The sequence below is a fragment of the Pseudomonas sp. LS1212 genome (assembly GCF_024741815.1).
Taxonomy (GTDB): domain Bacteria; phylum Pseudomonadota; class Gammaproteobacteria; order Pseudomonadales; family Pseudomonadaceae; genus Aquipseudomonas.
On sequence record NZ_CP102951.1, the window covers coordinates 4,013,474 to 4,040,289 of the forward strand.

General features: G+C 62.5%; 20 protein-coding genes. 12 read left to right on the top strand and 8 right to left on the bottom strand.

The features are described 5' to 3' along the window. Positions 1-78: 78 nt before the first annotated feature. From NVV94_RS18630 to ppsA, 7 genes are all read right to left on the bottom strand, one after another. The gene (locus NVV94_RS18630; protein WP_258443856.1) at positions 79-903 is read right to left on the bottom strand and encodes a mechanosensitive ion channel family protein; all 825 of its coding nucleotides are present in this window, start codon (positions 901-903) and stop codon (positions 79-81) included. Between the two features lie 2 nt (positions 904-905). Then, positions 906-1,157: a CrfX protein gene (locus NVV94_RS18635; RefSeq protein WP_408733419.1), complete on the bottom strand. Its 252-nt coding sequence runs from the start codon at positions 1,155-1,157 to the stop codon at positions 906-908. 95 nt (positions 1,158-1,252) lie between these two features. Further along, entirely contained in the window at positions 1,253-2,248 is a 996-nt protein-coding gene (locus tag NVV94_RS18640) for a zinc transporter ZntB (RefSeq protein ID WP_258443858.1), read from the bottom strand. 32 nt (positions 2,249-2,280) lie between these two features. Next, on the bottom strand, positions 2,281-2,769 hold the full coding sequence (rraA, locus tag NVV94_RS18645) for a ribonuclease E activity regulator RraA (RefSeq protein WP_258443859.1): 489 nt from the start codon (positions 2,767-2,769) through the stop codon (positions 2,281-2,283). An 84-nt stretch (positions 2,770-2,853) separates the two neighbouring features. Beyond that, on the bottom strand, positions 2,854-3,153 hold the full coding sequence (locus NVV94_RS18650) for a Rieske (2Fe-2S) protein (RefSeq protein ID WP_258443860.1): 300 nt from the start codon (positions 3,151-3,153) through the stop codon (positions 2,854-2,856). A gap of 86 nt (positions 3,154-3,239) precedes the next feature. Continuing rightward, a complete protein-coding gene (locus NVV94_RS18655) occupies positions 3,240-4,229 on the bottom strand; it encodes a lysophospholipase (RefSeq protein WP_258443862.1) in 990 nt (329 codons plus the stop codon). Positions 4,230-4,337: 108 nt separating this feature from the next. Continuing rightward, positions 4,338-6,713, bottom strand: coding sequence for a phosphoenolpyruvate synthase (gene ppsA / locus NVV94_RS18660; RefSeq protein WP_258443863.1), 2,376 nt, complete (start codon positions 6,711-6,713; stop codon positions 4,338-4,340). A gap of 188 nt (positions 6,714-6,901) precedes the next feature. On the opposite strand from ppsA, the gene NVV94_RS18665 reads away from it, so the two are divergent. Then, the gene (locus tag NVV94_RS18665; RefSeq protein ID WP_258443864.1) at positions 6,902-7,720 is read left to right on the top strand and encodes a pyruvate, water dikinase regulatory protein; all 819 of its coding nucleotides are present in this window, start codon (positions 6,902-6,904) and stop codon (positions 7,718-7,720) included. Positions 7,721-7,976: 256 nt separating this feature from the next. Here NVV94_RS18665 and NVV94_RS18670 read toward each other — a convergent pair whose 3' ends face one another. Beyond that, complete coding sequence (locus tag NVV94_RS18670; RefSeq protein WP_258443865.1) at positions 7,977-12,818, bottom strand: NAD-glutamate dehydrogenase; 4,842 nt, start codon at positions 12,816-12,818, stop codon at positions 7,977-7,979. Positions 12,819-13,121: 303 nt separating this feature from the next. On the opposite strand from NVV94_RS18670, the gene NVV94_RS18675 reads away from it, so the two are divergent. The 11 genes from NVV94_RS18675 (at position 13,122) to NVV94_RS18725 (ending at position 26,815) form a co-directional block, all read left to right on the top strand. Beyond that, positions 13,122-13,478 (top strand): hypothetical protein, encoded by a 357-nt coding sequence (locus NVV94_RS18675; protein ID WP_258443866.1) that lies wholly within the window; start codon positions 13,122-13,124, stop codon positions 13,476-13,478. A 17-nt stretch (positions 13,479-13,495) separates the two neighbouring features. Next, the gene (locus tag NVV94_RS18680; RefSeq protein WP_258443868.1) at positions 13,496-14,245 is read left to right on the top strand and encodes an amidohydrolase; all 750 of its coding nucleotides are present in this window, start codon (positions 13,496-13,498) and stop codon (positions 14,243-14,245) included. A 223-nt stretch (positions 14,246-14,468) separates the two neighbouring features. After that, the gene (locus NVV94_RS18685; protein ID WP_258443870.1) at positions 14,469-15,428 is read left to right on the top strand and encodes a MoxR family ATPase; all 960 of its coding nucleotides are present in this window, start codon (positions 14,469-14,471) and stop codon (positions 15,426-15,428) included. A 4-nt stretch (positions 15,429-15,432) separates the two neighbouring features. Then, positions 15,433-16,377, top strand: coding sequence for a DUF58 domain-containing protein (locus NVV94_RS18690; protein WP_258443871.1), 945 nt, complete (start codon positions 15,433-15,435; stop codon positions 16,375-16,377). Next, a complete protein-coding gene (locus NVV94_RS18695) occupies positions 16,374-16,868 on the top strand; it encodes a DUF4381 domain-containing protein (RefSeq protein ID WP_258443872.1) in 495 nt (164 codons plus the stop codon). Before NVV94_RS18690 ends, NVV94_RS18695 begins: the two co-directional genes overlap by 4 nt. After that, complete coding sequence (locus NVV94_RS18700; protein WP_258443873.1) at positions 16,861-17,937, top strand: VWA domain-containing protein; 1,077 nt, start codon at positions 16,861-16,863, stop codon at positions 17,935-17,937. The genes NVV94_RS18695 and NVV94_RS18700 overlap by 8 nt, the downstream gene beginning before the upstream one ends. After that, positions 17,934-19,673, top strand: coding sequence for a VWA domain-containing protein (locus NVV94_RS18705; protein ID WP_258443874.1), 1,740 nt, complete (start codon positions 17,934-17,936; stop codon positions 19,671-19,673). Before NVV94_RS18700 ends, NVV94_RS18705 begins: the two co-directional genes overlap by 4 nt. After that, positions 19,670-21,295: a BatD family protein gene (locus NVV94_RS18710; RefSeq protein ID WP_258443875.1), complete on the top strand. Its 1,626-nt coding sequence runs from the start codon at positions 19,670-19,672 to the stop codon at positions 21,293-21,295. Before NVV94_RS18705 ends, NVV94_RS18710 begins: the two co-directional genes overlap by 4 nt. Positions 21,296-21,342: 47 nt before the next feature. Then, the gene (locus NVV94_RS18715) at positions 21,343-22,584 is read left to right on the top strand and encodes an exonuclease SbcCD subunit D C-terminal domain-containing protein (protein ID WP_258443876.1); all 1,242 of its coding nucleotides are present in this window, start codon (positions 21,343-21,345) and stop codon (positions 22,582-22,584) included. Continuing rightward, positions 22,581-26,225: an AAA family ATPase gene (locus tag NVV94_RS18720; protein ID WP_258443877.1), complete on the top strand. Its 3,645-nt coding sequence runs from the start codon at positions 22,581-22,583 to the stop codon at positions 26,223-26,225. The genes NVV94_RS18715 and NVV94_RS18720 overlap by 4 nt, the downstream gene beginning before the upstream one ends. Continuing rightward, complete coding sequence (locus NVV94_RS18725) at positions 26,222-26,815, top strand: glutathione S-transferase (protein WP_258443878.1); 594 nt, start codon at positions 26,222-26,224, stop codon at positions 26,813-26,815. The genes NVV94_RS18720 and NVV94_RS18725 overlap by 4 nt, the downstream gene beginning before the upstream one ends. Position 26,816 lies beyond the last annotated feature (1 nt).

Below are 26,816 nucleotides of genomic sequence, written 5' to 3' on the forward strand. Positions count from 1 at the left end.
CCGAAGTCAGGTCAATGTCCGCCACAGCTCGGGCTGCGAGCATATTTGCGGCGGCATACATTAGCAGGATTTACCCGGTTAGCGGCTACTAACGCGCTGTTCGAGCATCATCTTGTTGGACAATGACACTAATTCGCCATCATCGGTTAGCAACGTCGTCTTGACCGTGCCAATCTCTTCGATTTGCCCTTCGACCTCTCCAACCCGGACCTGTTGCCCGACCTGGTACAACTCACGAACATAAATTCCAGCCAGGATCTGACCGGCGATTTCCCGGCTTCCCAGCCCCATGGCCAGGGCAACTGCCAGACCAACGGTAATCAAACCAATGACGATTACGTGGTTGAGCAAGTCAGTCTTGACCTCGAGCTGGCTAATGGCCACCGAGATACTGATGATAATGACGAGCCACTGGGCAATTCGCCCCAGCCCGCTCGCATAATCGAGCCCGACCCCTTCGGCAGCGCCGCGCACCAGGCCATTGGCCAGCTGCGCCAGTAGAACACCGACCAGCAGCACCAGCGCCGCGCCGAACACCTTCGGCAGATACAGCGCAAGCATGTCCAGCGTAGCCGAAACCCGCTCCAAACCCAGGGATTCAGCTGCCGAAACCAGAAAAATCAGCAATACGAACCAATAGACGATCTTGCCGATCAAGGTCGAGATCGGCACCTTGATACCGCCCCGGCTCAGCAGCTTGGTCAGGCCCGTGCCGCCCATCAGGCGATCGAGGCCCAGCTTGGCCAGCAACTTGGACAGCAGCGTGTCCAGCAACTTGGCCACGACAAAGCCCAGCAACACCACCACCAACGCGCCAAACAGGTTGGGGATGAAGTTCGCGACCTTGGTCCACAATGCAGTCATTGCAGTCACCAGGCTCTGCGTCCAGAGATCAAGTTCCATATTCAATCAGCCTTATCTGCATCACGGGCAGAGATAGTACGACGCGACACCGGCGCAACATGGGCCGAGCCATTGTTCACGGCAATCATCAAGGCCTGGGTCCAACGACCAAGCAGGCTGAACAGATCACCCGCCCCGACCTGACGGTTGGCGGTTTTCAGGACACGTCCCAGGCAAGCATCGTCATCCCGGTTGGATGTCGATGACCGGAGCATGTCCCGCAAGGATTCTTCAAACGGATCGTGCATAGGCACCTCGCGCAATGTCAGTCAAAGACGAGGCCCATCTTTGGCAGGTCACATGGACGCCGCAGGAGGATGTCAGGGGATATTTCAAGCGCACCCTGACCTCACACCCAGCGCAAACGACGAAACAGCCACCACTGCCCTGCTGCAACGCCCAACATCAGCAGGCATGCCACCGCAAACCCCCAGTGGCTGTCCGCACCCGGAATTCCGCCCACGTTGATGCCAAGCAAGCCAGTTAGAAAGCTCATTGGCAAAAAAATTCCCGTAATAATGCCAAACCGATACATGGTACGGTTCATGCGCACGTTCAGGCGCCGATCCTCGGTTTCCAGGACCAGCCCCACGCGCTCGCGGGTCAGCTCCAGCTCCTCGAGGTAACGAATGAGGCTGTTGTTGAGTTCATTCCAGTAACTGGCGTCATCTTCGACGAACCAGGGGCAGTTATTGCGCGCCAACTGGGCATAGATTTCCCGCTGAGGGGCCAGAAACCGGCGCAGACTTGCCGCTCGTCGGCGAATTTGCACCACGCTGCCATGCTCGGGAGTATACCGTTCGTCGGAATCGAGTTTTTCTTCCTCTTCATCGACCACTTCAGAGAGGTCACTGACCAGCGCCTGAACCTTTTCAGTCAGGTACTGCGCCAGAGAGAGGATCAGTTCGGAGGCCGTTTTCGGCCCCCGCCCTTCGGCCAGCTGCACCAGCAGCTCATCGGTCGCCCGCAAGGGTCGCAGGCGCAAGGAGATGACACGTTGCGCTTCGGCGAAGATTCGCACCGAAACCATATCCTCGGGCTCGGCGCCGGGGTTCAGGTTGATACCGCGCAAAAACAGCAACAACGCAGCATCGGGCAAGGGGACCATGCGAGGCCGGGTGTTTTCTTCCAGCAGCAGGTCACAGACGAACTCATTGAGCCCACTGGATTTGCGCAACCAGGTCTGGGTTTGTGGATGACTGCGATCCCAATGCAACCAAAGGCTTTCCGTTGGCTGCAACTGCAATCCGTTCAGCTCGGTCCGGGCAATCGAACGCGCACCGCCCTTTCCATCCAGCACCAGGGCATGTACCAGCCCCCATTGCGCGTTATCTTCCTCGAACATCCCTACTCCACAAACCGGTTCCAGACAGCCACTTACTCAGGCATCTTCAATGGGCTGGGGGACACGATCACGCCATTGTTGTCGGCATAGATGTATTCACCCGGGCGGAAGGTCACGCCGGCAAAGGTCACGGCCACGTTGAGATCGCCGATGCCGCGCTTGTCGGTTTTCATCGGATGGCTGGCCAGTGCCTGCACGCCGAGATCGGTCTGGGCGATGACATCCACATCGCGGATGCAGCCGTAGATCACCAGGCCTTCCCAACCGTTCTTGGCTGCCTTTTCCGCCAGCATGTCACCCAGCAACGCCCGGCGCAGCGAGCCGCCACCATCGACCACCAGCACCTTGCCCTTGCCGTCCAGCTCGACCTGCTCTTTGACCAACGAGTTGTCCTCGAAGCATTTGATCGTGACGATCTGGCCCCCGAAGGAATCGCGACCGCCAAAGTTGCTGAACATTGGCTCAAGCACTTGAACCAGCTCTGGGTAGGCATCGCACAAGTCAGGCGTAAGGTAGTGCATGGGTAACTCCTGTCACTGAGAAGACAATGGGCAATCGAATTACGCAGTTGGACGAACGTTGGCCGCCCGGGTTCAAGCATCAGGCTACACATCGATACCGATGCGGTCACCCTCATAAGCGATCTCGAGCATCATCAGGCCCGCACAACCTTCCTGCAACGGTCGCCCGCTGGGCAGTTGAAACGCCATGCCATGCCGCTGGCAACGCAACACGCCGTTACTCAGGGTCGCCATATGGAGCGGCGCCCCCCGATGCGGGCAGCTGTCTTCCATCAGCAACGGCTGATTGTCCAGCACCAGCAGCAACAGGCGGCGACCGGCCACCTGAAAGGTGTTGCGGTAGCCTTCATCCAGGTTGATCAGACGCTCGAGCGGAACGAACATAATGCTGACTCAATAACCGAAAATGACCAGAACCACTGTAATCGTCACATCTTAGCTGGAACAGCGCCTGAGCGAAATGCCCCGTATTAGAGCCCTACCGCCAGAGACGACTGCTCCTCCAGCAAAGGTGTAGCCTGATCCAGCAGCCAACGCTCGACCAGCGGCCAGACTTGCGCCTGCGCGCTCTTGCTGACCAACATCTCGACATGGCCGAAATTATCGGTAAAACCTTGCTCACGCCCCAGGCTGACAAACTGTCGCTGCTCGGAGCCAAACTGCTCATAAAGCTTGCGGCACGCCCAGATCGGGTCCTGATAGTCACCCACGGCGCCGACGGCAAGCACCGGCACCCGCACCTCGCTCAAACCACCCCACCAATCGCGCTCGGCATCACGAAAGCGGCCGAACAAGCCGTACCAGCGCAGGCTTTCCAACGCCAGCCCGATAGGTTCGTCTTCCGGCCCGCGCTTGAGACGCGATCCGGAAATCTGGGCAAAGCGCTTGAGCAGCAGGCGCCCTCCCCACTCCACCGGTGGGATCTTCAATGGCCAGTAGGTCCGGCTGACCTGGCTGCCGAAAAACGCCGCGCTCGCCACCTGTGCCTGGTCCAGATAGTGTCCACCCAGCGCAGCCGCCAGGGTAGTCCCACCCAGCGAATGCCCGAGCCAGTGCGGTACCTGGCCACTCTGCTCGCAAACGAACGCGGCGATTGCCGGCAGGTCGTAGCGCGCATAATCGGCCACCCGGTTTTGGCGGTAGTCGCGATTGCGCGGGGACAGCCCATGCCCGCGCATTTCCGGAATCCACACATCGAAACCGGCACGGGCCAGGAAAGCGCCCAGGCCGATACCACGCGGTGAAAACCAGAAACGCCGATTGGAAAAACTGCCGTGAAGCAGAATGATCGGCACGCCACGCACCTCGGCCTGATCAGCCATGCCCAGGCGGGTCACGGCCAGTTCGACGGTGCCGTCCGAGCTGTTGCCAGCCTTGATCCGGTAAACGTCTTCACTGAGGTCGCCTCGCCGTTCGGCACTGAGCAAGGCGACGGGAAATAGGTTGCTGCTGCTTTGCATAGGGTTCTTGCACAAAAAAGGGCGAGACCCATCACTGGAACGCGCCCTGCATAAACAATTGAAGGGAGCGCCCGGCGATCCTGCCAGGCGCGCACCTCACTCAGTGGATCAGATTGCGCCCTGGCCTTCAGCCAGGAAGAACCAGGTTTCCAGTACGGAATCGGGGTTCAGCGAGACGCTTTCGATGCCCTGTTCCATCAGCCACTTGGCCAGGTCAGGGTGGTCGGAAGGGCCCTGGCCGCAAATACCGATGTACTTGCCGGCCTTGTTACAGGCGGCAATGGCATTGGCCAGCAGCTTCTTGACCGCAGGATTTCGCTCGTCGAACAGGTGCGCGATGATCCCGGAGTCACGGTCCAGGCCCAGGGTCAGCTGGGTCAGGTCGTTGGAGCCGATGGAGAAACCGTCGAAGTACTCGAGGAACTCTTCGGCCAGGATCGCGTTGGATGGCAGTTCGCACATCATGATCACGCGCAGGCCGTTCTGGCCGCGGGCCAGGCCGTTTTCGGCGAGCAGGTCGACGACCTGGCTGGCTTCGCCCAGGGTACGGACGAACGGCACCATGATCTCGACGTTGGTCAGGCCCATCTCGTTGCGCACGCGCTTGAGGGCACGGCACTCGAGCTCGAAGCAGTCACGGAACGCCTCGCTGATGTAACGCGAGGCGCCGCGGAAGCCCAGCATCGGGTTTTCTTCTTCCGGCTCGTAGAGCTTGCCGCCGATCAGGTTGGCATATTCGTTGGACTTGAAGTCCGACAGGCGGACGATGACCTTTTTCGGCCAGAAGGCCGCGGCCAGGGTGCTGATGCCCTCGACCAGCTTCTCGACATAGAAGCCGACCGGGTCGTCGTAACCGGCAATGCGCTTGTCGACGCTTTCCTTGAGCTCGGCCGGCAGGCCGGCGTAGTTCAGCAGCGCCTTGGGGTGCACGCCGATCATGCGGTTGATGATGAATTCCAGGCGGGCCAGGCCCACGCCGGCGTTCGGCAGCTGGGCGAAGTCGAAGGCGCGGTCCGGGTTGCCGACGTTCATCATGATCTTGAACGGCAGGTCAGGCATGGCATCGACCGAGTTCTTGCGAATGTCGAAGCCCAGCTCGCCTTCGAAGATAAAGCCGGTATCGCCTTCGGCGCAGGAAACGGTCACGCCCTGGCCGTCCTTGAGGACCTGGGTGGCATTGCCGCAGCCGACCACGGCCGGAATACCCAGCTCACGGGCGATGATCGCCGCGTGGCAGGTACGGCCGCCACGGTTGGTGACGATGGCGCTGGCGCGTTTCATGATCGGTTCCCAGTCCGGGTCGGTCATGTCGGAAACCAGCACATCACCCGGCTGGACCTTGTCCATCTCGGCGATGTCGTTGATCACGCGAACCTTGCCGGCGCCGATGCGCTGGCCAATCGCCCGACCTTCGACCAGCACGGTGCCGGTTTCCTTGAGCAGGTAGCGTTCCATCACGTTGGCGCTGGTGCGGCTTTTAACGGTCTCTGGACGCGCCTGGACGATGTACAGCTTGCCGTCGTCACCGTCCTTGGCCCATTCGATGTCCATCGGGCGCTGGTAGTGCTTCTCGATGATCATCGCCTGCTTGGCCAGCTCGGTGACCTCGGCATCGCTCAGGCAGAAACGCGCACGTTCGGCGCGATCGACGTCGACGACCTTGACCGAACGACCGGCCTTGGCCTCGTCGCCGTAGATCATCTTGATGGCCTTGCTGCCCAGGTTGCGGCGCAGGATGGCAGGACGGCCGGCCGCCAAAGTATTCTTGTGGACGTAGAATTCGTCCGGGTTCACCGCACCCTGCACGACGGTTTCACCCAGGCCGTAGGCACCGGTGATGAAGACCACGTCACGGAAGCCCGACTCGGTGTCGAGGGTGAACATCACGCCGGCGGTACCGGTTTCGGAACGGACCATGCGCTGCACGCCGGCCGACAGGGCGACCAGCTTGTGATCGAAGCCCTGGTGCACGCGGTAGGCAATGGCGCGGTCGTTGAACAGGGAGGCGAACACTTCCTTGGCGGCGCGGATCACGTTTTCGACGCCACGGATGTTCAGGAAGGTTTCCTGCTGACCGGCGAACGAGGCATCCGGCAAGTCTTCGGCGGTTGCCGAGGAGCGCACGGCAACCGCCATGTTCGGGTTGCCCTGGGACATTTCGGCGAATGCAGTGCGGATTTCGGCGTTCAGACGCTCCGGGAACTCGGCTTCCATGATCCATTGACGGATCTGTGCACCGGTCTTGACCAGCGCATTGACGTCATCGACGTCCAGCGCGTCGAGCGCCGCGTGGATCTGGTCGTTCAGCCCGCTCAGCTCGAGGAAATCACGATAAGCCTGAGCCGTAGTGGCAAAGCCACCGGGGACCGATACACCGGCACCCGCGAGGTTACTGATCATCTCGCCCAGGGATGCGTTCTTGCCCCCCACATGCTCCACATCATGGACGCCGAGCTTATCGAGGGAAACTACGTACTCTACCAAGGTGATCTCTCCACTAACTGTGTTGGATGTGTTGGAAAAGCTCAGGACGCTGGAGGCTCCAAAGGGGGAGCGTTCCGAGCGATTGTGGCCTGGACCCGGAAAATAAGTGAGAATGCTGGCCATTCAGGGCCGGCAAATCGCGCCCATCATATCCAAGATTCGTCACCAGCTTAAGGCCCAAGGTGCAAATGAAACGATCTGCTTTCTTTATTTCCGACGGCACCGGCATCACGGCCGAGACACTCGGGCAGAGCCTCTTGGCACAATTTGAAAATATCGGCTTCAACAAGTTCACGCGACCGTACATCGATAGCGTGGATAAAGCGCGCGTCATGGTACAACAAATCAACAATGCCGCCGAGAAGGACGGCGCCCGCCCGATCATCTTCGACACCATCGTCAACCAGGACATCCGCGAGATCCTGGCGACCTCCAATGGCTTCATGATCGACATCTTTTCGACCTTCCTGGCCCCGCTGGAACAGGAACTGACCGCCCATTCGTCCTATTCGGTGGGCAAGTCCCACTCGATCGGCGGCAACTCCAACTATATGGAGCGGATCGAGGCGGTCAACTTCGCGCTGGACAACGACGACGGTGCCCGCACCCACTACTACGACAAGGCCGACCTGATTCTGGTGGGTGTATCGCGTTGCGGCAAGACCCCTACCTGTCTGTACATGGCCATGCAATTCGGCATCCGCGCGGCCAACTACCCGCTGACCGAGGACGACATGGAGCGCCTGCAGCTGCCGCCGGCGCTCAGGGCTCACCAGCACAAGCTGTTCGGCCTGACCATCGACCCCGATCGCCTGACCGCCATTCGCCACGAACGCAAGCCCAACAGCCGCTACGCCAGTTTCGCCCAGTGCGAGTTCGAAGTGCGCGAGGTAGAAAACCTGTTCCGCCGCGAAAACATTCCCAACATCAATTCCACGCATTTCTCGGTGGAAGAGATCTCGGCGAAGATTCTGGTGGAAAAAGGGGTGGAGCGGCGGCTCAAGTGATTCCGGTCCGGCGCGCTGCGTTGTAGATACCGTCTTGCCCCTTACCGGGCAAGCGTTATCTTTGGGCAGATGCGACCCCTGTAGCCGCTGCCGAAGGCTGCGCTCGGCCGCGTAGCGGGCGCAGGATCTCAAGGCCGCCGAGGGAGCCCCTGCGGGACTCTAGCGCAGCCTTCGGCAGCGGCTACGCCAACCGCGCCAACCAGAAACGAAAAAGCCCCGACAAGTCGGGGCTTTTTCTCACCGCAAGGTCAAGGCATCAAACCGTCGCCTGACCGCTGAGCGCCAGGTCGACCAGCTCCCGGTTCGCCACTGCATACATGGCGTAATCGGTACTCGCTGCCGCACGCAACTCGTCGAGCATGGCACGCCAGCGCACCACCATCGTCTTGTGCTGTCGCACCCACAACTGAACCCGCTCATCCATATCCTTCGGTGCATCCTGCATCTGCAGGACGGAAATGGTGATCGCCCGCTGCTGCAAGTCGATATCGTCGCGGAATGCTTCGCGCGCCAGCGCCTGCCAGTTGTTCTCCACCGACAGGTTGCTGATTTCCTGCAGGTACCAGGTCAGGTCCAGCGCGCTGCCCACCGCGAAGAAGGCCTTGGCCACCTCCGCTGCATCCTGGCCGGTAACGTCAGAGGCCTCGATGATAGGCAACAGCGTGTACAGGTGCGTCGTGCCAGCCACCATGCGCGCCAGCAACTCAGGCACACCGGCTTCGACATAACCCTGGTAGCGAGTCTGCCAGCGCTCGCGGGTAGGCCCCTCGAGCAATTCGTCGAGCTTCAGGCCCAGCGCCGCGATGTGCGGGCCGAAGTGCGCCACGTCGCGACCGGCATCCTGTTCGTTGCGACGGCTGCGCAGGAACCAGCGGGTGGCCCGGCGGCCCAGGCGCATCAGCTCGTCCATCAGGGTCAGCTGGATTTCGGCCGGCACCTGATAGTCCAGTGCCTCGACCTGGCGGAACCAGTGCGGCAGGTGGAAAATGTCGCGCACGATCACATAGGCCCCGGCCACATTCGCCGGGCTCATGCCAGTGGACTCCTTGAGCCGCTGGACGAAGGTGATACCCATGTTGTTGACCAGGTCGTTGGCGATCTGGGTGCTGACGATTTCGCGCTTGAGGCGGTGACGACGCATCGCAACAGCGAACTTGTTGACCAGTGACGGCGGGAACGCAGTCTCCATGTCGCGGGTCAGGTAGTCATCGTCCGGCACCTTGGACTTGAGCAGGGCTTCCTTGAGGTCGATCTTGCTGTAGGAGATCAGTACCGACAATTCAGCCCGGGTCAGGCCGTGATTGGCGGCCAGACGTTCGGTCAGTTGCTCCTCCGATGGCAGGAACTCGATGACGCGGTCCAGCTTGCCCCGCGCTTCCAGGTCGGCCATCAGGCGCTTGTACTCGGCGATTCGCTCGTAGGCACGGCGGGCCGCCAGGGACAAGGCCTGGGTCTGCTTGTAGTTGTTGCCAAGAACCAGACCGCCAACCTCATCGGTCATGCTGCTGAGCAACTGGTTGCGCTGCTTCTCGGTCATGTCGCCGGCATGCACGACTTCGTTGAGCAGGATCTTGATATTCACTTCGTGGTCGGAGCAGTCCACACCACCGGCGTTGTCGATGAAGTCGGTATTGGTAGCGCCGCCATTGAGGCCGAACTCGACGCGGCCCAGCTGGGTCATGCCCAGGTTGCCGCCCTCGCCCACCACCTTGCAGCGCAACTCGTTGCCATTGACGCGCAGCGCGTCGTTGGCCTTGTCGCCCACGTCGGCATGGCTCTCTTCGCTGGACTTGACGTAGGTACCGATACCGCCGTTCCAGAGCAGGTCGACCGGCGCCTTGAGCAAGGCGTTGAGCAGCTCGGTCGGGGTCAGCTTGTCGGCTTCGATAGCGAAGCGCTCTTTCATCTGTTCGGAAATCGCAATGCTTTTCAAGCTGCGCGGGAAGATCCCGCCGCCTGCGGACATGATGCTGGTGTCGTAGTCGCTCCAGGCCGAACGCGGCAGATCGAACAGGCGCTTGCGCTCGGCAAAGCTGCTGGCCGGGTCCGGATTCGGATCGATGAAGATGTGCAGGTGATTGAACGCCGCCACCAGTTGCAGTTTGTCCGACATCAGCAAGCCGTTGCCGAACACGTCGCCAGCCATGTCGCCGATGCCGACCACGCTGGTCGGATCTTCCTGGACGTTGATGCCGCGCTCACGGAAGTGACGCTGCACGCCGACCCAGGCGCCCTTGGCGGTGATGCCCATTTTCTTGTGGTCGTAACCTGCCGAACCACCGGAAGCGAAGGCATCGCCGAGCCAGAAGCCGTAATCGATGGCGATACCATTGGCGATATCGGAGAAGGTCGCGGTGCCCTTGTCCGCCGCGACCACCAGGTAAGGATCGTCTTCATCGTGGCGAACCACGTTGGCCGGTGGCACGACGCCGCCTTCCTTGAGGTTGTCGGTAATGTCGAGCAGACCGGAAATGAAGATCCGGTAGCAGGCAATGCCCTCGGCCGCGATCTCATCGCGATTACCGCCCAGTGGCAGGCGACGCGGCAGGAAACCGCCCTTGGCGCCGACCGGCACGATGACCGAGTTCTTCACCTGCTGGGCTTTCACCAGACCGAGCACTTCGGTACGGAAGTCTTCTTCACGATCCGACCAGCGCAGGCCGCCACGCGCAACGTTGCCGAAACGCAGATGCACGCCCTCGACTCGCGGCGAATAAACGAAGATCTCGAATTTCGGCACCGGCTTGGGCAGTTCCGGAATCAGCTTGGGGTTGAACTTGAAGCTGAAGTAGGACTTGTTCTGGCCGTTGGCATCGGGCTGGTAGAAGTTGGTACGCAGGGTGGCCTTGATCAGGTCCAGGTAGCGACGCAGGATACGGTCTTCGTTGAGCACCTGAACATCGTCCAGGGCTGTCAGAATCGCGTGCTCCAGGCGCTGCTCGAGGTCATCGCTGCTGAGCTTGCGTGCCAGGTAGAAGCGGGTCTTGAACAGCCGGGTCAACTCGCGAGCGATGTCGGCGTGGTTGTTCAGGGTGCTGGCGATATAACCCAGGTCGAAGCCCAGGCGGATCTGCTTGAGGTAACGGGCGTAGGCACGCAGCAGCGCCACGTCGCGCCATGGCAGCCCTGCGGTCAGCACCAGGCGGTTGAACGCATCGTTCTCGGCATCGCCGCGCACGATGTGCACGAATGCGTCCTGCAGCGTGTCGTTGAGCTGCTGGATATCCAGGTTCAGGCCTTCGCTGTAGGTGAAGGCGAAGTCATGAATCCAGAACTCGCGGCCATTGATGTGGCGCAGGCGATACGGGAACTCGCCCAGCACGCGAAGGCCGAGGTTTTCCAGGATCGGCAGCACGTCCGACAGGGCCAGCGGTGTATCGGCGTGGTACAGCTTGCAGTGCAGTTGCTGGCCGGACTGGGTCAATGGCTGGTAGAAACTCATCACCAGCGGCTTGGTATCGGACAGGGTCAGCAGGTGCTGCATGTCCACGACCGCCGAATGCGGGGCGAAACGCTCACGGTAGCCAGCCGGGAAGCCTTTCGGGATGTCGGCCAGCACATTGGTGCCCTGGGCCTCGCCAAAGCTTTCGATGACCAGGCTGGCGTAATCGTCCTGCCAGGAACGGCAGGCCTGGATCACTTCGTTTTCCAGTTGAATCGGGTCGATGTCGATGCGGTTCTTTGGATCAACCCGCAGAATCAGCTGCACGCGCGCCAGCACCGACTCGGAGAAGAAGGTCCAGAATTCGCAGTCGGTGGCCTTGAGGCGCTCCATCAGCACCTGCTGGATCTTCTGCCGAACTTCGGTGGAATAGATATCGCGCGGCACATAGGCCAGGCCATAGCAGAAACGGCCGTACGGGTCCTTGCGCAGGAATACGCGGATCTTGTTGCGTTCCTGAATCTGCACGATCGACATCACGGTGCTGAACAGTTCATCGACCGGCGTCTGGAACAGGTCGTCACGCGGCAGGACTTCCAGAACCTGGGCCAGTTCCTTGCCCAGGTGAGCCTTGGCATCGAAATGGGAACGACGCTCGATTTCCGCGACCTTGCGGCGAATGTACGGAATCTGGCGCACGCTCTCGCCATACACCGACGAGGTGTACAGCCCCATGAAACGGCATTCCTTGATGACCTTGCCGTCGGCATCGATCTGGCGGATCGACACGAAATCAGGGTAGGCCGGGCGGTGCACGCGGCTCGGGTGCGCAGCCTTGGCGAAGGACAGCAGCAGCGGCTCTTTCAGGTAGTTGACCGCGTAATCTTCGATGCGCAGGTCATCCGGGGTCAGGCCGGCACGCAGCAGACGGGTCAGGCCCAGGAACGACTGCTCGTCATAGACCAGATGACCGCCCTGGGCATCGGCGTTGACCACGAACTCTTCATAGCCGAGGAAGGTGAAGTGGTTGCCAAGCAGCCATTCGAGGAAGCCTTTGACTTCGGTCTTCTCGTCATCGGTGCCCTGGCCGCTCTGATCGACCAGCGCCAGCATGTCGCGGACCTTGGCTTTCATCGGCTCGAAATCGGCCACGGCCACTCGCACCTCGACCAATACCTGCTCCAGCTCGCGGGTCAGCAGGTTCAGCTCGGCGGTATGGGCGCAGCGATCGATTTCCAGGTACATCAGCGATTCTTGCAGCACGCCCTCGCCCTGGGTGCCCTTGGGCAGGATTTCCAGCAGCTCGCCCTTGCTGCCACGGCGCACGCTGAGCACGGTGGTCTGCAGGGTATGGATGCTGTAGCCGCGACGGTTCAGCTCGGTACGGACCGAGTCCACCAGGAACGGCAGGTCATGGTGCAGCACTTCGACGGCCGTGTGGGTCGATTGCCAGCCATGGCGCTCGTAGTCGGGGTTGTAGACTTGAACCTGGGGATGGGCGTGATCGAAACGCTCCAGCAGGCGCCAGGCCGACAAGGTGCAACCGGCCAGGTCGGAAAGCCGACGCTGGGTAAGCTCGTCCAAAGAGATGATGCCGAAGAATTGCTCGGCGAACAGCGCCACTTGTGGCAGTGCCTGTTCACTGATGTGCTGCGCCAGGGCCGTCTGCAGTTGATGCTGGTAGTCGGCTTTGCTGGCTGCGGTGAAGAACGCCATCTGTGGTACTCCGCTTGGGCTTTGTTTTTGAATGGAGCGTCGCGCGCCTCCCCCTTGCTGGGTTCAACGATAGCCAACCCAGCGGCAGAAGGAGGTAAATCGTAGATGGGCATCTACAAAAACGACTGCCGTCTGTGCAGCTGTGTCTTTAGAGGTGTCCATCCAGCACGCAGCTTAACGAGTGCCTGCCTGGGGCTGCTTGCGGTGCTGCGACATATTCGGTCATTGGCAGGCAGCCAGGGCGTGTCTTGCCGGGGGAAGACTGGCAGAATCGTGCTTCCACTTAGATGCCGAGCCACAGCCATGCAAATGACTACCGCCCACCTGATCGCCAACCCGTGCGATGACGAAGAAGACAACATGGCGATGCTCTGCTGCCACAGTGCCAAGGGCGAAATGTTCTTGATGACCCGCTATCCGGACGAGGACGAGCTCGAAATCACCCTGGATGGCGAGCCTTCCACCCTCGAGGGCGTGAAAGTGACCCTGAGCCCCACCCGCTTGCTGATCGAAATCGGTGCAGCCGATGCCGATGCCCTGAACGGCGACGACCACCTGGAAATCCATCACAGCACTGCAGCGTCGGACCTGGCAGAGGTCGAGTTGACCCTGCAGAACATTCTCAGAGGCACTGATACCTACATCAGCGAGCTCGCCTGAGCACCCGCGGAGGTCCCATGTCGCGCCCGATTTTCGATGCCCACTGCCACATCATCGACCCCCGCTACCCGCTGATCGCCAACAATGGCTACCTGCCCGAGCCCTTCAGTGCCGACGACTACCTGGCGCAGACTCGTCCGTTGGGCATCTGCTCAGGTGCGGTGGTGTCCGGTTCGTTCCAGGCGTTCGACCAGCAGTATCTGCTGGCGGCATTGCAGTATCTGGGGCCGGACTTCGTCGGGGTCACGCAGCTGCCCGCCTCCGTCAGCGATAGCGAGCTGCAGTCGCTCAACGCCCAGGGCATACGCGCCCTGCGTTTCAACCTCAAGCGTGGCGGCTCGGAGCAGCTCGATCAGCTTGAAACGCTGGCCAGGCGGGTTCACGAGGTCGTCGTCTGGCATGTCGAGCTGTACATCGACTCGCGTGAACTACCCGACCTTGAGGCGCGCCTGCTGCAACTGCCCGCCGTCAGCATCGACCATCTTGGCCTGAGCCACGAGGGGCTGCCGAGCATTCTGCGCCTGGCCGAGCGTGGCGTGCGAATCAAGGCCTGCGGCTTCGGCCGGGTCGACTTTGCGGTGGCGCCGGCGCTGAAGGCGATTCATGCGGCCAATCCGCAGGCGTTGATGTTTGGCAGCGATCTGCCGTCGACGCGCGCGCCGCGGGCGTTTGAGGCTTCGGATATTGGTTTGCTTCGGGATGCGCTGGGCGAAGACGGGGCGGAGCTGGCACTATGGGGAAATGCCCGGGATTTCTATCGCCTGTGAGTCTTCTCGTGACCGCTTCGCGGTCAATCGCAGGCAAGCCTGCTCCTACAAGGGTTGCGAGAGTCCTGTAGGAGCTGGCTTGCCAGCGATGAGGCCAGACCAGTCCTCAGAGATAAATATCCTGCACACCGTTGGTCGGCACACCCCCGGATAGATTAAAGTAACCCCCCCTGCCCCGGCGCTTTTCGTCGTCGCCCGGCCTTATCTCCAGGAACCGTCACTGATGGAACATCGTGAGGCGCTGATCGCGCTGCGAACCTTTCTCTCGACACAGATTCTCGGCCAGGAAAAACTGATCGAACGCTTGTTGATCGTGCTGTTGGCTGATGGCCACATGCTCGTCGAAGGGGCGCCGGGCCTGGCCAAGACCAAAGCCATCAAGGAATTGGCCGAAGGGATCGAGGCGCAGTTCCATCGGATTCAATTTACCCCCGACCTGCTGCCCGCCGACATCACCGGCACCGAGATCTACCGTCCGGAAACCGGCAGCTTCGTCTTCCAACAGGGGCCGATCTTCCACAATCTTGTACTGGCCGACGAAATCAACCGGGCACCGGCCAAGGTCCAGTCGGCGCTGCTCGAGGCCATGGGTGAACGCCAGGTCAGCGTCGGCCGCAGCACCTACGACTTGTCGCCGCTGTTCCTGGTGATGGCCACGCAAAACCCCATCGAGCAGGAGGGTACCTATCCCTTGCCCGAAGCGCAGCTCGACCGCTTCCTGATGCACGTCAAGATCGGCTTCCCGGATGCCGCCGTCGAGCGGCGCATCCTGCAGCAGGCGCGCGGCGAAGCCCTCAACGGCGAATCCAAGCCGGAGCGCCGGGTCAGCCAGCACGCGATCTTCGCTGCACGCAAGGAAATACTTGGCCTGTACATGGCCGACGCGGTGGAGGAGTACCTGGTGCAGCTGGTCATGGCCACGCGCACGCCAAGCAAGTTCGACCCGGAAATGGCCGACTGGATCGCCTACGGCGCCAGCCCGCGTGGTTCCATCGCCCTGGACCGCTGCGCGCGGGCCCATGCCTGGCTGGCCGGGCGCGACTTCGTCAGCCCCGAAGACATCCAGGCGGTACTGTTCGACGTGCTGCGCCACCGCATCATTCTTTCGTTCGAGGCCGAAGCTGCCGGCATCGACCAGGACCGGGTGATCCAGCACATCCTCGACGTCGTGGCCGTTGCCTGAGCCCATGCCGAACCGTCCGCTGGCCGCCCCCGGCATCCGCGTCAGCCTCACAGAGCTGATCGAGATGCGCCATCGCGTGCGCGAAGTGCAGCTGTTTTCCTCGCCCGGTCAGCGCAGCCCGCTGATCGGCCTGCATCATTCGAAACTGCGCGGGCGTGGCGTTGATTTCGATCAGGTGCGCGTCTACCAGGCCGGCGATGACGTGCGCAGCATCGATTGGCGCGTGACCGCCCGGACCCAGGAGCCGCACACCAAACTGTTCCATGAAGAGCGCGAACGGCCGATCTACATCCTGGTCGAGCAAAGTCGGCGGCTGTTCTTCGGTTCGGGGCTGATGTTCAAATCGGTACTCGCCGCCCAGGCCGCCAGCCTGATCGGCTGGGCCGCACTGGGCCATAACGACCGTATCGGCGGGCTGGTCTTCGGCGACAACGAGTACTACGAAATCAAGCCCAGGCGCAGCAAGCAGAGCTTGCTGCAATTGCTCAACCGGATGGTACGGGTCAATCACTCCCTGCACACCGAAAGCCAGCCCGATCGCGAATCCCTTGGTCTGGCCCTGCGCCGCGCCCGCGAAGTGCTGCGCCCTGGCAGCCTGGCCATCGTCATCTGCGACGAGCGCGCCCTGACCGACGCCGCCGAGCAACAGCTGAGCCTGCTTGCTCGTCACTGCGACCTGTTGCTGCTGCCATTGTCCGACCCGCTCGACCATGCCCTGCCCGCCGCCGGCCTTCTGCGCTTTACCCAGCGCGGCGCGCAACTGGAGCTCGATACACTGGACGCCAATCTGCGCCAGAGTTACCGGGCCCAGGGCGAGGCGCGCATCGCCCGCTGGGAGTTCCTGGCGCAGAAGTTGCGCGTGTTGTTGATGCCCTTGAGTACGCAGAGCGAGATGATCGAACAGCTGCGTGAATACCTGAACCCCGAGCGCCCGAGGAAACCGCGGTGAGTTCGCTCGAGCAATTGCAGCCACTGATCGCGCCGCCGCCGATCAGCGCCTGGCCGCCGGCACCCGGCTGGTGGGCACTGCTGGTGTTGCTGCCATTATTCGCCTGGGGCCTGTGGCGGCTGCGGCGCTATTGGCCGCTCAGATCCCGGCAAGCCCCCACCGAACAACCACTGGACCCGATCCGCCTCGAAGCCCTGGCCGAACTGGCCCGGCTGCCCAAGCCCTATGACGGTGCACCGGCCGGTGCCTGGCTGCAGCAGATCAATGCCTTGCTCAAGCGTATTTGCCGCAACCACTACCCCAACAGTCACAGCCACACACTCAATGGCCGGCAATGGTTGGCGTTTCTCGACAACCGCTGCCCGGCTGCCGGGTTGACCCGCTGGATGGTACTGGTCGAAGGCGCCTACAAACCTGAATGCAAACTCGACGACAAGGCCATTGCCGGGCTCAGCCAGTCCGTCGAAACCTGGATTCGCAAGCATGTTTGAGCTCGCCTGGCCCTGGGTCTTCGCCCTGCTGCCCCTGCCCTGGGTGCTGCGCCTGATACTGCCGGCCGCCGACAGCGGCGAGCCGGCGCTCAGGATCAGTTTCCTCAATGAACTTGAAGGCCTGGCCGGGCGCCGGGCGCGGCTTAACCTGCCGACCTGGCGCCAGCAGGGGCCATTCGTCCTGCTCTGGTTGCTGCTACTGCTGGCCGCTGCCCGCCCCCAGTGGCTCGGCGAGCCACTGCCGGTTGCCGCCAGCGGGCGCGACCTGCTGGTAGCGGTGGACGTCTCGGGCTCCATGGATTTCCCCGACATGCGCTGGGAGGACGAAGAAGTCAGCCGCCTGACCCTGGTCAAGCACTTGCTCGGCGACTTCCTCCAGGGGCGCAGGGGCGACCGGGTCGGCCTGATCCTGTTCGGCAGCCAAGCCTATTTGCAGGCACCGCTGACCTTCGACCGGCGTACCGTCCGGGTCTGGCTGGACGAGGCGCGGATCGGCATCGCCGGCAAGAATACCGCCATCGGCGATGCCATTGGCCTGGCGGTCAAGCGCCTGCGCCAGCGCCCGGCACAAAGCCGGGTGTTGATCCTGGTCACCGACGGCGCCAACAACGGTGGCGAAATCCATCCGCTGACCGCGGCACGCCTGGCTGCCCTGGAGCACATCAGGGTCTACACCATCGGCATCGGCGCCACCCCGGAAGAAACCGGCACCCTGGGGATGCTCGGGCTCAACCCGAGCCTGGACCTGGACGAGCCGACGCTCAAGGAAATCGCCGCCATCACCGGCGGCAGCTATTTCCGCGCCCATGACGGGCTGGAGCTGGACGCCATCGGCAAGACACTCGACCAACTGGAACCGGTAACCCAGCAACCGACCCAGGCCCGTCCTACCCAGGCCCTTTACAGTTGGCCGCTCGCTGCAGCGCTGCTGGTCAGCCTGCTGCTGGTGATTCGCGAGCGCTGGCCGGACAACCCATTGCAACGCCTGCTCAATCGGCCGAACTTTCTGCAACCGCATCCCGAATGGCGCGACAGGCTCAAACGCCTGCGCCTGCGGAGGCGTCGATGATCGCGCTCTGGCCTCACTGGTTCCGGCCCTGGTGGCTGCTGCTGTTGCCGCTGCTCGGTTGGCTGCTCTGGCAACTCTGGCATCGGCAAAAACGCGCCGGCCGCTGGCAGATGATCCTGCCCAAAGCCTTTCATTCGGTTCTGCTCAGAGGTGGCAACGGGCGTGACAGCAAACTGCCCTGGATCGCCCTTGGCCTGGCCTGGCTACTGGCCGTACTGGCGTTACTGGGCCCCAGTTGGCAGCGTGTCGAACAGTCCAGCCAGAAGCCGGCCGACCCTTTGGTGGTAGTGCTGGAACTGACCCCGGAGATGCTCGCCAGCGACACGCCACCCACCCGCCTGGAGCAGGCGCGGCGCAAGTTGCTCGATCTGCTGGAGCGACGCAGCGATTCGCAAACGGCCATCATCGTCTACGCCGGCAGCGCCCACACGCTGGTGCCGCTGTCCGACGACCTGGCCACCAGCCGCAATCTGCTCGAAGCGCTGAAGCCGTCGATCATGCCTGAAGCCGGGCACCGTGCCGACCTTGCCGTCAGTAAGGCCCTGGCCCTGCTCGCCCAGGGCGCACTTGGCCAGGGGCGGATACTGCTGATCGGCTCTTCGCTCAACGAACAGGAGCGCCAAGGCATCCGCCAGGCGCTCGGGCGTCAGGGCCCCAGCCTGCTGATGCTGGGGATCGGCACCGCAGACGGCGCACCGGTTGCCGAGGAAAACGGCCAATTGCTCAAGGATGCGCAGGGTGCGATTCTCCTGCCGCGCCTGGACAATGCCAGCCTCAAGACCTTTATCGGCGAGATTGGCGGGCGCTATCGCCAGGCCCGCCTGGACGATCTCGACCTGCGCAACCTGGGCCTGCTCGCCGACCCTCAGAGCCTGCGCGGCAGTGGTCAGACCGTGCAACTCGACACCTGGGCCGACCAGGGCCACTGGCTACTGCTGCCCCTGCTGTTGCTGGCCGCCTGCGCCGGACGGCGTGGCTGGTTGTTTTGCCTGCCATTGCTGCTGTGCCTGCCGCAGCCAGGCTACGCTTTCGAATTCAGCGATTTGTGGTTGCGCCCCGACCAACAGGGCCAGCTCCTGCTCGAACGGCAGCAACCTGCCGCCGCCGCACGCCATTTCGAAGACCTGCAATGGAAAGGCCTAGCCTTGTACGAAGCCGGCGACTATGCCGCTGCCGCACAAGCATTTGCTCAAGGAAACAGTGCCGCCGCCCATTACAATCGCGGTAACGCCCTGGCCCGCAGTGACGAACTGGAAGCGGGGCTGGATGCCTATGAACAGGCCCTGGAACGCCAGCCCGATTTGCAGCCCGCGCAGCAGAACAAGGCCCTGGTCGAACGCCTGTTGGAGGAAAAGCGCCAGCAGGCCGCGGCCGAAGCCGCCCGCAAAGAGCAAAACGCCAGTGAACAGGCTGCGCAAGATGCCCAGTCCGAAGCGGCTGCCGCTGCCGCACAGCAGCAGGCCGGCGCGAGTGAGTCCGAGCAGCAAAACGGTCAGAGTTCCGACGAGCAGGGCAAATCCGACCAGCCGACGGATGCTGCCGGGAGTGCCGATGGCGAAGGCGAAGACGACGAGCAGACCACCCGGCCACCGCCACGGCCAGCCACCAGCACGCTGGACGGTGAACAGCGTCAGGCGCTCGAACAATGGCTGCGACAAATCCCCGATGAGCCGGCGGAATTGCTGCGGCGTAAATTCTGGTATGAACAGCAACAGCATCAGGAAACAACCCGATGAGTCGCTTCAGCGTCTTTCTACTCAGCCTTTTGTTCACCCTGCAGGCCCAGGCCGCAGCGTTGATCGCCAGTGTCGACCGCACGCTGCTCAATTCCGGTGAAACCGTCGAGCTGACCCTGGAAACCCGTGACATCACCCAGTTTGGCAAGCCGGACCTGTCCCCCCTGGACGCCCTGTTCGAAGTGCGCAGTACACGCCAGGTCAACCGTTTGACCACCCTCGATGGCCAGACCCAGGCCACTACCCGCTGGATCATCACCCTGCTGCCCCTCCAGAATGGCACCGTGGAAATCCCCGCGCTGCATCTGGGCGAGGTGCAAAGCCAACCGATCAGCCTGCAAATCAATCAGAGCGAAGAGAGCGCCATCAGCACCCTGACGCCGGTATTCATCGATGCCAGCCTCGACGAGGACAGCGTCTACGTCCAGGCCCAGACCATTCTGACACTGCGCATCTATCATTCAGTCTCGCTCTATGACGACAGCAGCCTCTCTCCCTTGCAGATTTCCAACGCCCGCATCGAGCAACTGGGTGAGTCGCGCACCTATGAAAAGCTCATCAATGGCATCCGTCACGGCGTCATTGAAATGCGCTATGCGATCTACCCCCAGCAAAGCGGCAAGCTGATCATCCCCGCCCAGGTGTTCAGCGCCACCCCCGTCGAAACCGGTACAGGCCAGGTACCTGGCGTCCCCAAGCCCGGCAAGCAAACCCGAGTCAGTTCCGCCGAAATACCGCTGACCGTCAAAGCCAAGCCCGCCGACTACCCGGTCGACACGCCCTGGCTGCCGGCGCGCAGCATCAGCCTCGAGGAAAGCTGGAGCCCGGACACGCCCGGGAGCCAGGTCGGCGACTCCTTGACCCGGACCCTGACCCTGAAGGCCGAAGGGCTTTCCAGTGCGCAGTTGCCGCCCTTGCCCGCCACCGAAGTCGATGGCCTGCGGCGCTATCCGGACCAACCGCGAATGAGTAACCAGAACACTGACCGTGGCCTGGTCGGCAGCCGCGAGGAACGTGAAGCGTTGGTACCCACTCGCAGCGGTGGCATCGAACTGCCGGCGCTGGAAGTGGTCTGGTGGAATACCCATGAGGACCATCTGGAGCGCAGCAGCCTGCCTGCCCGCACCCTGCATGTCGTCAACAACCCGAGCCTGGCGGTCGAGACGCCGGCCAGCAGCGAAAGTCCGGCCCAATCCGGCGCAGCGCTGTGGCACTGGCAGTTGAGTACGCTGCTGCTGGCCTGCACGACCCTGCTGGGCTTCGGCTTGTGGTGGCGCGCACGCTGGCAACCGGCGGTCCTGCGTGCCACGCAGAGCGGGCCGAGCCCGCGCAGCCTGCTCGATGACCTCAAGCGCGCCTGCCAGGCCAACGACCCGCACGCCACCCGCCAGGCGCTCGATGCCTGGGCACGCCAGCAGCCGGAAACGCTGGCGGACATGGCCGCGCGCTTCGTGCCGCTGTCCGATGCACTCGATGGGTTGAACGGCGCGCTGTACAGTGAAACCGGTCAATTCTGGCAAGGCGATGAACTCTGGCGAGCGATCGGAACCATCCCGCCCGCCGAACACATCCAGGCGCCGGTGACCGATACCAGCAGCCTGCCGCCGCTTTACCCTAAATGAAACCCGGCCTGGATCGACACGATCCGGCCCTTGTTGCGGAACACTTCATGCGTCTGTTTCACACCTCCGACTGGCACCTGGGGCAAAACCTCCATGGCCAGGAGCGTGACTTCGAACATGCCAGCTTCCTGACCTGGCTGCTCGGCCAACTGGCCCGGCGCCAGCCGGACGTGCTGCTGATCGCGGGCGATATCTTCGACACGGTCAACCCCCCGGTCAAAGCCCAGGAACGACTCTACGACTTTATCGTCAGCGCCCATGAGCAGCAGCCGAACCTGACGATCGTGATGATCGCCGGCAACCACGACTCCGGCTCGCGCATCGAACTGCCCGCGCCGCTGATGCGCCGCCTGCGCACCCACGCCCTGGGACGGGTGCTATGGCTGGACGACGGCCAGCTCGACGCCGAGCGACTGCTGATTCCCCTGCCGGACGCCACCGGCCAGACTGCCGCCTGGTGCCTGGCACTGCCTTTTCTGCGCCCGGCTGAAGTCACCGGCGCAAGCCTTGGGGATGACTACTTGCGTGGCATCGCCAAGGTGCACGAACTGCTGATCGATGCCGCCAATGCCAGGCGCCAGCCGGGCCAGGCGCTGATTGCCATCAGCCACGCGCACATGGCCGGCGGCACGGTGTCCGAAGACTCCGAGCGAAGCCTGATCATCGGCAGCGCCGAAGCCCTGCCCGCGAGCCTGTTCGGCTCCAGCATCAGCTATGTCGCCCTCGGCCACCTGCACAAGCCCCAGCGGGTCAACGGCGAGGAGCGTATTCGCTACTGCGGCTCGCCCATCCCGTTGTCGTTCTCCGAGATCGAATACCCGCACCAGATTCTCGAGATCAATTGCACGGGCGAAACCCTGGACAGCGTCGAAACCCACCTGATTCCGCGCGCGGTCGAACTGTTGCGGCTCGGCCCGGCGCCGCTTGCCGAGATTCTGCTGCACCTGGCCGAGCTGCCAAACACCGATCTGCTCGCCGACCTCGCCCGGCAGCCCTGGCTGGAAGTACGCGTACGCCTCGACGAACCCCAGCCGGACCTGCGCCAGCAGATCGAAACAGCGCTGCAGGGCAAGGCCGCAAGGCTGGTACGGATCGGCGCCGAGTATGCCGGCAGCCAAGGTCGCGATGGCGACGACAACGAGCGCCTGATCGAACTCGACCAACTCAGCCCCCAGGAGTTGTTCAGCCGCGTCTGGCAGGACAGCTACGGCAGTGCAGTGGACCAACAGACGCTGGATGATTTCGCCCTGCTCCTGCAACAGGTTCAACTGGAGGGTGAACACACATGAAGATCCTCGCCATCCGCCTGAAGAACCTGGCTTCGCTGGCCGGACCTCTGGAAATCGATTTCACTGCCGAACCGCTCGCCAGCGCCGGCCTCTTTGCCATCACCGGCCCCACCGGTGCCGGCAAAAGCACCCTGCTCGATGCCCTTTGCCTGGCCCTGTTCGGTGCGGTACCGCGCCTGAGCAAGACCGGCCGCGACGGCAAGGTCCCCGAGACCGAGGGGGAGATCGCCACCGGCGACCCACGCACCCTGCTGCGCCGTGGCACCGGTACCGGTTTTGCCGAGGTCGATTTTCTCGGCATCGACGGGCGCCGCTACCGCGCCCGCTGGGAAGCCAATCGCGCCCGCGACAAAGCCGGCGGCAAGCTGCAACCCAGCCGCCAGAGCCTGTACGACTTGGACGCCGAACAGCTGCTGACCAGCCTCAAGCCTGAATTCAAGGCCATGCTCGAAGCCTGCCTGGGCCTGAACTTCGAACAGTTCACCCGCGCCGTGCTGTTGGCCCAGAGCGAATTCAGCGCCTTCCTCAAGGCCGACGACAACGAACGCAGCGAACTGTTGGAGAAGCTCACCGACACCGCCCTCTATACTCGCCTGGGCCGCCGAGCCTTCGAGCAAAGCAAAGAGGCACGCGAGGCACTGCGCCTGTTGCAGGAGCAGGCTGGCGGCATCGCTCCACTTGCGTCCGAGCTGCGCGAAGGCCTGGACTTGCGCCTGGAGAACGCCCGGCTGCAACTCAAGACCGAACAGGCCAGGTTCAAGCAGCTCGAGCAACAGCAACAGTGGCAACGCGAGCTGCAACGCCTGCAAGACGAACGACAAGCCACCACAGATGAACTGCAGCAGGCGACGCAGGCCTGGCAGGACCAGGCCGCTGCACGCCAGGACCTCAGCCGCCTGGAGCAACTGGCGCCGCAACGCCACCTGTTCATCCGCAGCGCCGAACTACAGGCGCAGCTGAGCCCGTTGACACGACAAATCGACGAGCAGCAACGTCGTCAACTCGACCTGCAGAGTCGTCAGCTCGAACGCCAGAATAGCCAGGCCGATGCCCATGCCGCACTCAATCAGGCGTTACAGGCCCAAAGCGATGCGGCCCCGAAACTACGCCAGGCATTCGAGGCCCACAGCACCCTCGCACATCTGAACCAGACATTGAGCCAGCTCAACGTGTCGCGACAGGCAGCCGAACTCGCCAGCAGCGAGGGCCAGGCCAGGCTGCTGGCCTTGCGCGAACGCCAGCAGGCCAGCGAGCAACGCCTGGCGCAGATCACCGCGCAACTGCAACAAAGTGCCGAACTTGCCACTGTTGCCGAAGCCTGGAACCTGCATCGCCAGCGCCTGCAACAGATCGTGCAACTCAGCGCGCGCCTGGGCAAGGGCCGTGAAGAATTGCCGGCGATCGAGCAACGGGCGACCCAGGCAGAGTCCGAACTGGCGGCCCGGCATCAGCGCCTGAACGACCTGTACGCCCAGGCTGATTGCCCCGCCGAGGCAGTGGCCGAACGTCTGCAATCACTGACCCGGCAACTTCAGGAAAGCCGCCTGCAACTGCGCAGTCTTGACGAACTGGAACGCCACTGGCTGCGCCAGCAGGAGCTGGAGCAACGTGTGCAGGTAATGCGCCAGGCCCAGCAACAGGCTGGCGAACAACGCGAGCTGCGCACACGTGAAGGTGTGGCCCTGAAGGCCGAACACCAAGAGGCCGAGCAGGCGCTGAACGTCACCCTGCAAGTGCTGCAACGCCAGCGCCTGGCCCGTAGCGCCAGCGTCGAACAGCTGCGCGGCCAATTGCAGGACGATCAACCCTGCCCGGTCTGCGGCAGCATCGAGCATCCCTGGCACCAATCCGATGCCCTGCTCCAGGCGCTGGGCAGCCATGAAGAAGGTGAAGAAACCCGCGCCCGTGAAACCGTGCAGAAACTGGCCGACCGCCTGGCCGAACTGCGCGCCGAGGTGCAGGGGTTGATCGAGCAGCAGAAGCAGCTCAAGCCGCAGGAAGAGCAACTACTCGGCCAGCAACAGAGCGCGCTCCAGCAACTTCAGGAGCATCCCCTCTTCCCACAGATGCTGGAACAGCCCGCGCAACGACGCGAGACCTGGATCTGTGAACAACTGCAGCAGATCAACCCGCAAGTCATCGCCGCCGAAGCGCAACAGAATCGCTTGCTGGCCCTGCAACAACAGGCCAATCAGCTGCAGCATCAGCTGCTTGCGGCCCAGCAGGCCTGCCAGGCCGCGGTACAGCAGCTCAACGAGCAACAGCGCAGCCTGCTCAACGACAGTCAGCGCCTGGACGATGAGCTGGCGGCATTCTCCAGCTTGCTGCCGAGCGAAAGCCTTGAGCAACTACGACATAACCCCGCCGCAGGCTTTCTCGAGCTGGACCGCAAACTGGCCTCGCGCCTGGAACAAATCGATCAGCGCCGCGACGAACAACAGGAATTCGATGCGCGCCAGCGCAACATCGAGCAGGAGCAATGGCAGCAGCAAAGCCGTGAGCAGGAGCTTTCGACCCTGCAGCAACGCTGCAGCGTGCTCGACGGCCAACTGCAGGTCAGTGGCGAACAATTGAGCCAATTGCTCGGTGAGCATTCCAGTGCCCAAGCCTGGCAGGGACAGTTGGAACAAGCGGTGGAACTGGCACGCCAGAGCGAGGCAGCGGCCAATCGGGATTTGCAGGCCATCGCCACCGAACAAGTGCGACTGAGCAGCGAGCTCAAGGCCGGCCTGCAGCAACAGCAAGCACAGGAACAGGCGCTTGGCGATCTGCAAGCGCGTGTGCTGGCGTGGCGTGGCCAGCACCCGGAACTGGACGATGAGGGCTTGCACGCTTTGCTCGACTATAGCGAAAGCCAGGTCGGCGAACTGCGCCAGCAGCTTCAACAGAGTGAAAAAGGCCTCGAACAATTGCGTGTTCGCCTGCAGGAACGCGAGTTGCGCCTGCAAACTCATCAGGCGCAGCACAATGGCAATCTCGATGGCGCCAGCCTGGAAGTTGCCCTGCAACAATTGCACGACCAGTGTACGGCCCAGGAACAGGTCTGCGCCGAGCTGCGCGCCGAACAGGCCGAGGACCAGAGGCGCCTGAGGGCCAACCAGGCACTGCAGGAACGCATTGCCAGCGCCAACGAGCAATACCAGCGCTGGGCGCGGGTTGCCGCACTGATCGGTTCGGCGACCGGCGATACCTTCCGCAAGATTGCCCAGGCCTACAACCTCGATATCCTGTTGCACCACGCCAACGCGCAACTGCGTCAGCTGGTCAAACGCTATCGCCTCAAGCGCGGCGGCAGCATGCTCGGCCTGTTGGTGCTCGATACCGAGATGGGCGACGAACTGCGCTCGGTGCACTCGCTGTCCGGTGGCGAAACCTTCCTGGTTTCGCTGGCCCTGGCCCTGGGCCTGGCCTCAATGGCATCGAGCACCCTGAAGATCGAATCGCTGTTCATCGACGAAGGTTTCGGCAGCCTCGACCCCGAATCCCTGCAACTGGCCATGGATGCCCTCGACGGCCTGCAAGCCCAGGGTCGCAAGGTTGCGGTCATCTCCCACGTGCAGGAAATGCACGAACGCATCCCGGTCCAGATCCAGGTACGTCGCCAGGGCAACGGTTTGAGCAGTGTGGAGGTCAGTGGATGATTCTTTACTCGTTCCGGCGCTGCCCCTACGCCATGCGCGCGCGCATGGCACTGCGCTACAGTGGCTGCCCGGTGGAGATCATCGAGGTCAGCCTCAAGGCCAAGCCCGCCGAGATGCTGGCCTTGTCGAGCAAGGGCACGGTACCGGTATTGAACGTTGATGGCCGAGTGATCGACGAGAGCCTGGAGATCATGCGCTGGGCGCTTGAACACAACGATCCGCAGGATTGGCGACTGTGCAACGATCCGCAAGCCCGAGAGCAAGCCGAGTGGCTGATCAGCGAAAACGATCAGGTGTTCAAAGTGCATTTGAATCACTACAAGTACGCCGATCGCTATCCGGAACTCCCGCTTGAGCATTACCGCGAGCAAGCTTGCGTTTTTTTGCAAAGGCTCGAGGAGCGCTTGCAGCATCAGACGTATTTGTTCGCCGATCATCCGAGCCTGGCCGATGTGGCCATCATGCCCTTTGTTCGCCAGTTCGCGGCCGTAGATCCCGACTGGTTTGCGCAGTCGCCGTACCGACGGCTCCAGGCCTGGCTGCAGGACTTTCTCGAATCGGCCTTGTTCAAGGCCATCATGGCCCGCTGAA

Coding starts and splice junctions, on each gene's coding strand:
- NVV94_RS18715 (WP_258443876.1), top strand. CDS start 21,343: ATGCGTCTGTTTCACACCTCCGACTGGCACCTGGGGCAAAACCTCCAT.
- NVV94_RS18700 (WP_258443873.1), top strand. CDS start 16,861: ATGTTTGAGCTCGCCTGGCCCTGGGTCTTCGCCCTGCTGCCCCTGCCC.
- NVV94_RS18685 (WP_258443870.1), top strand. CDS start 14,469: ATGGAACATCGTGAGGCGCTGATCGCGCTGCGAACCTTTCTCTCGACA.
- rraA (WP_258443859.1), bottom strand. CDS start 2,769: ATGCACTACCTTACGCCTGACTTGTGCGATGCCTACCCAGAGCTGGTT.
- NVV94_RS18640 (WP_258443858.1), bottom strand. CDS start 2,248: ATGTTCGAGGAAGATAACGCGCAATGGGGGCTGGTACATGCCCTGGTG.
- NVV94_RS18680 (WP_258443868.1), top strand. CDS start 13,496: ATGTCGCGCCCGATTTTCGATGCCCACTGCCACATCATCGACCCCCGC.
- NVV94_RS18725 (WP_258443878.1), top strand. CDS start 26,222: ATGATTCTTTACTCGTTCCGGCGCTGCCCCTACGCCATGCGCGCGCGC.
- NVV94_RS18690 (WP_258443871.1), top strand. CDS start 15,433: ATGCCGAACCGTCCGCTGGCCGCCCCCGGCATCCGCGTCAGCCTCACA.
- NVV94_RS18705 (WP_258443874.1), top strand. CDS start 17,934: ATGATCGCGCTCTGGCCTCACTGGTTCCGGCCCTGGTGGCTGCTGCTG.
- NVV94_RS18650 (WP_258443860.1), bottom strand. CDS start 3,153: ATGTTCGTTCCGCTCGAGCGTCTGATCAACCTGGATGAAGGCTACCGC.
- NVV94_RS18670 (WP_258443865.1), bottom strand. CDS start 12,818: ATGGCGTTCTTCACCGCAGCCAGCAAAGCCGACTACCAGCATCAACTG.
- NVV94_RS18630 (WP_258443856.1), bottom strand. CDS start 903: ATGGAACTTGATCTCTGGACGCAGAGCCTGGTGACTGCAATGACTGCA.
- NVV94_RS18665 (WP_258443864.1), top strand. CDS start 6,902: ATGAAACGATCTGCTTTCTTTATTTCCGACGGCACCGGCATCACGGCC.
- NVV94_RS18655 (WP_258443862.1), bottom strand. CDS start 4,229: ATGCAAAGCAGCAGCAACCTATTTCCCGTCGCCTTGCTCAGTGCCGAA.
- NVV94_RS18720 (WP_258443877.1), top strand. CDS start 22,581: ATGAAGATCCTCGCCATCCGCCTGAAGAACCTGGCTTCGCTGGCCGGA.
- NVV94_RS18675 (WP_258443866.1), top strand. CDS start 13,122: ATGCAAATGACTACCGCCCACCTGATCGCCAACCCGTGCGATGACGAA.
- NVV94_RS18710 (WP_258443875.1), top strand. CDS start 19,670: ATGAGTCGCTTCAGCGTCTTTCTACTCAGCCTTTTGTTCACCCTGCAG.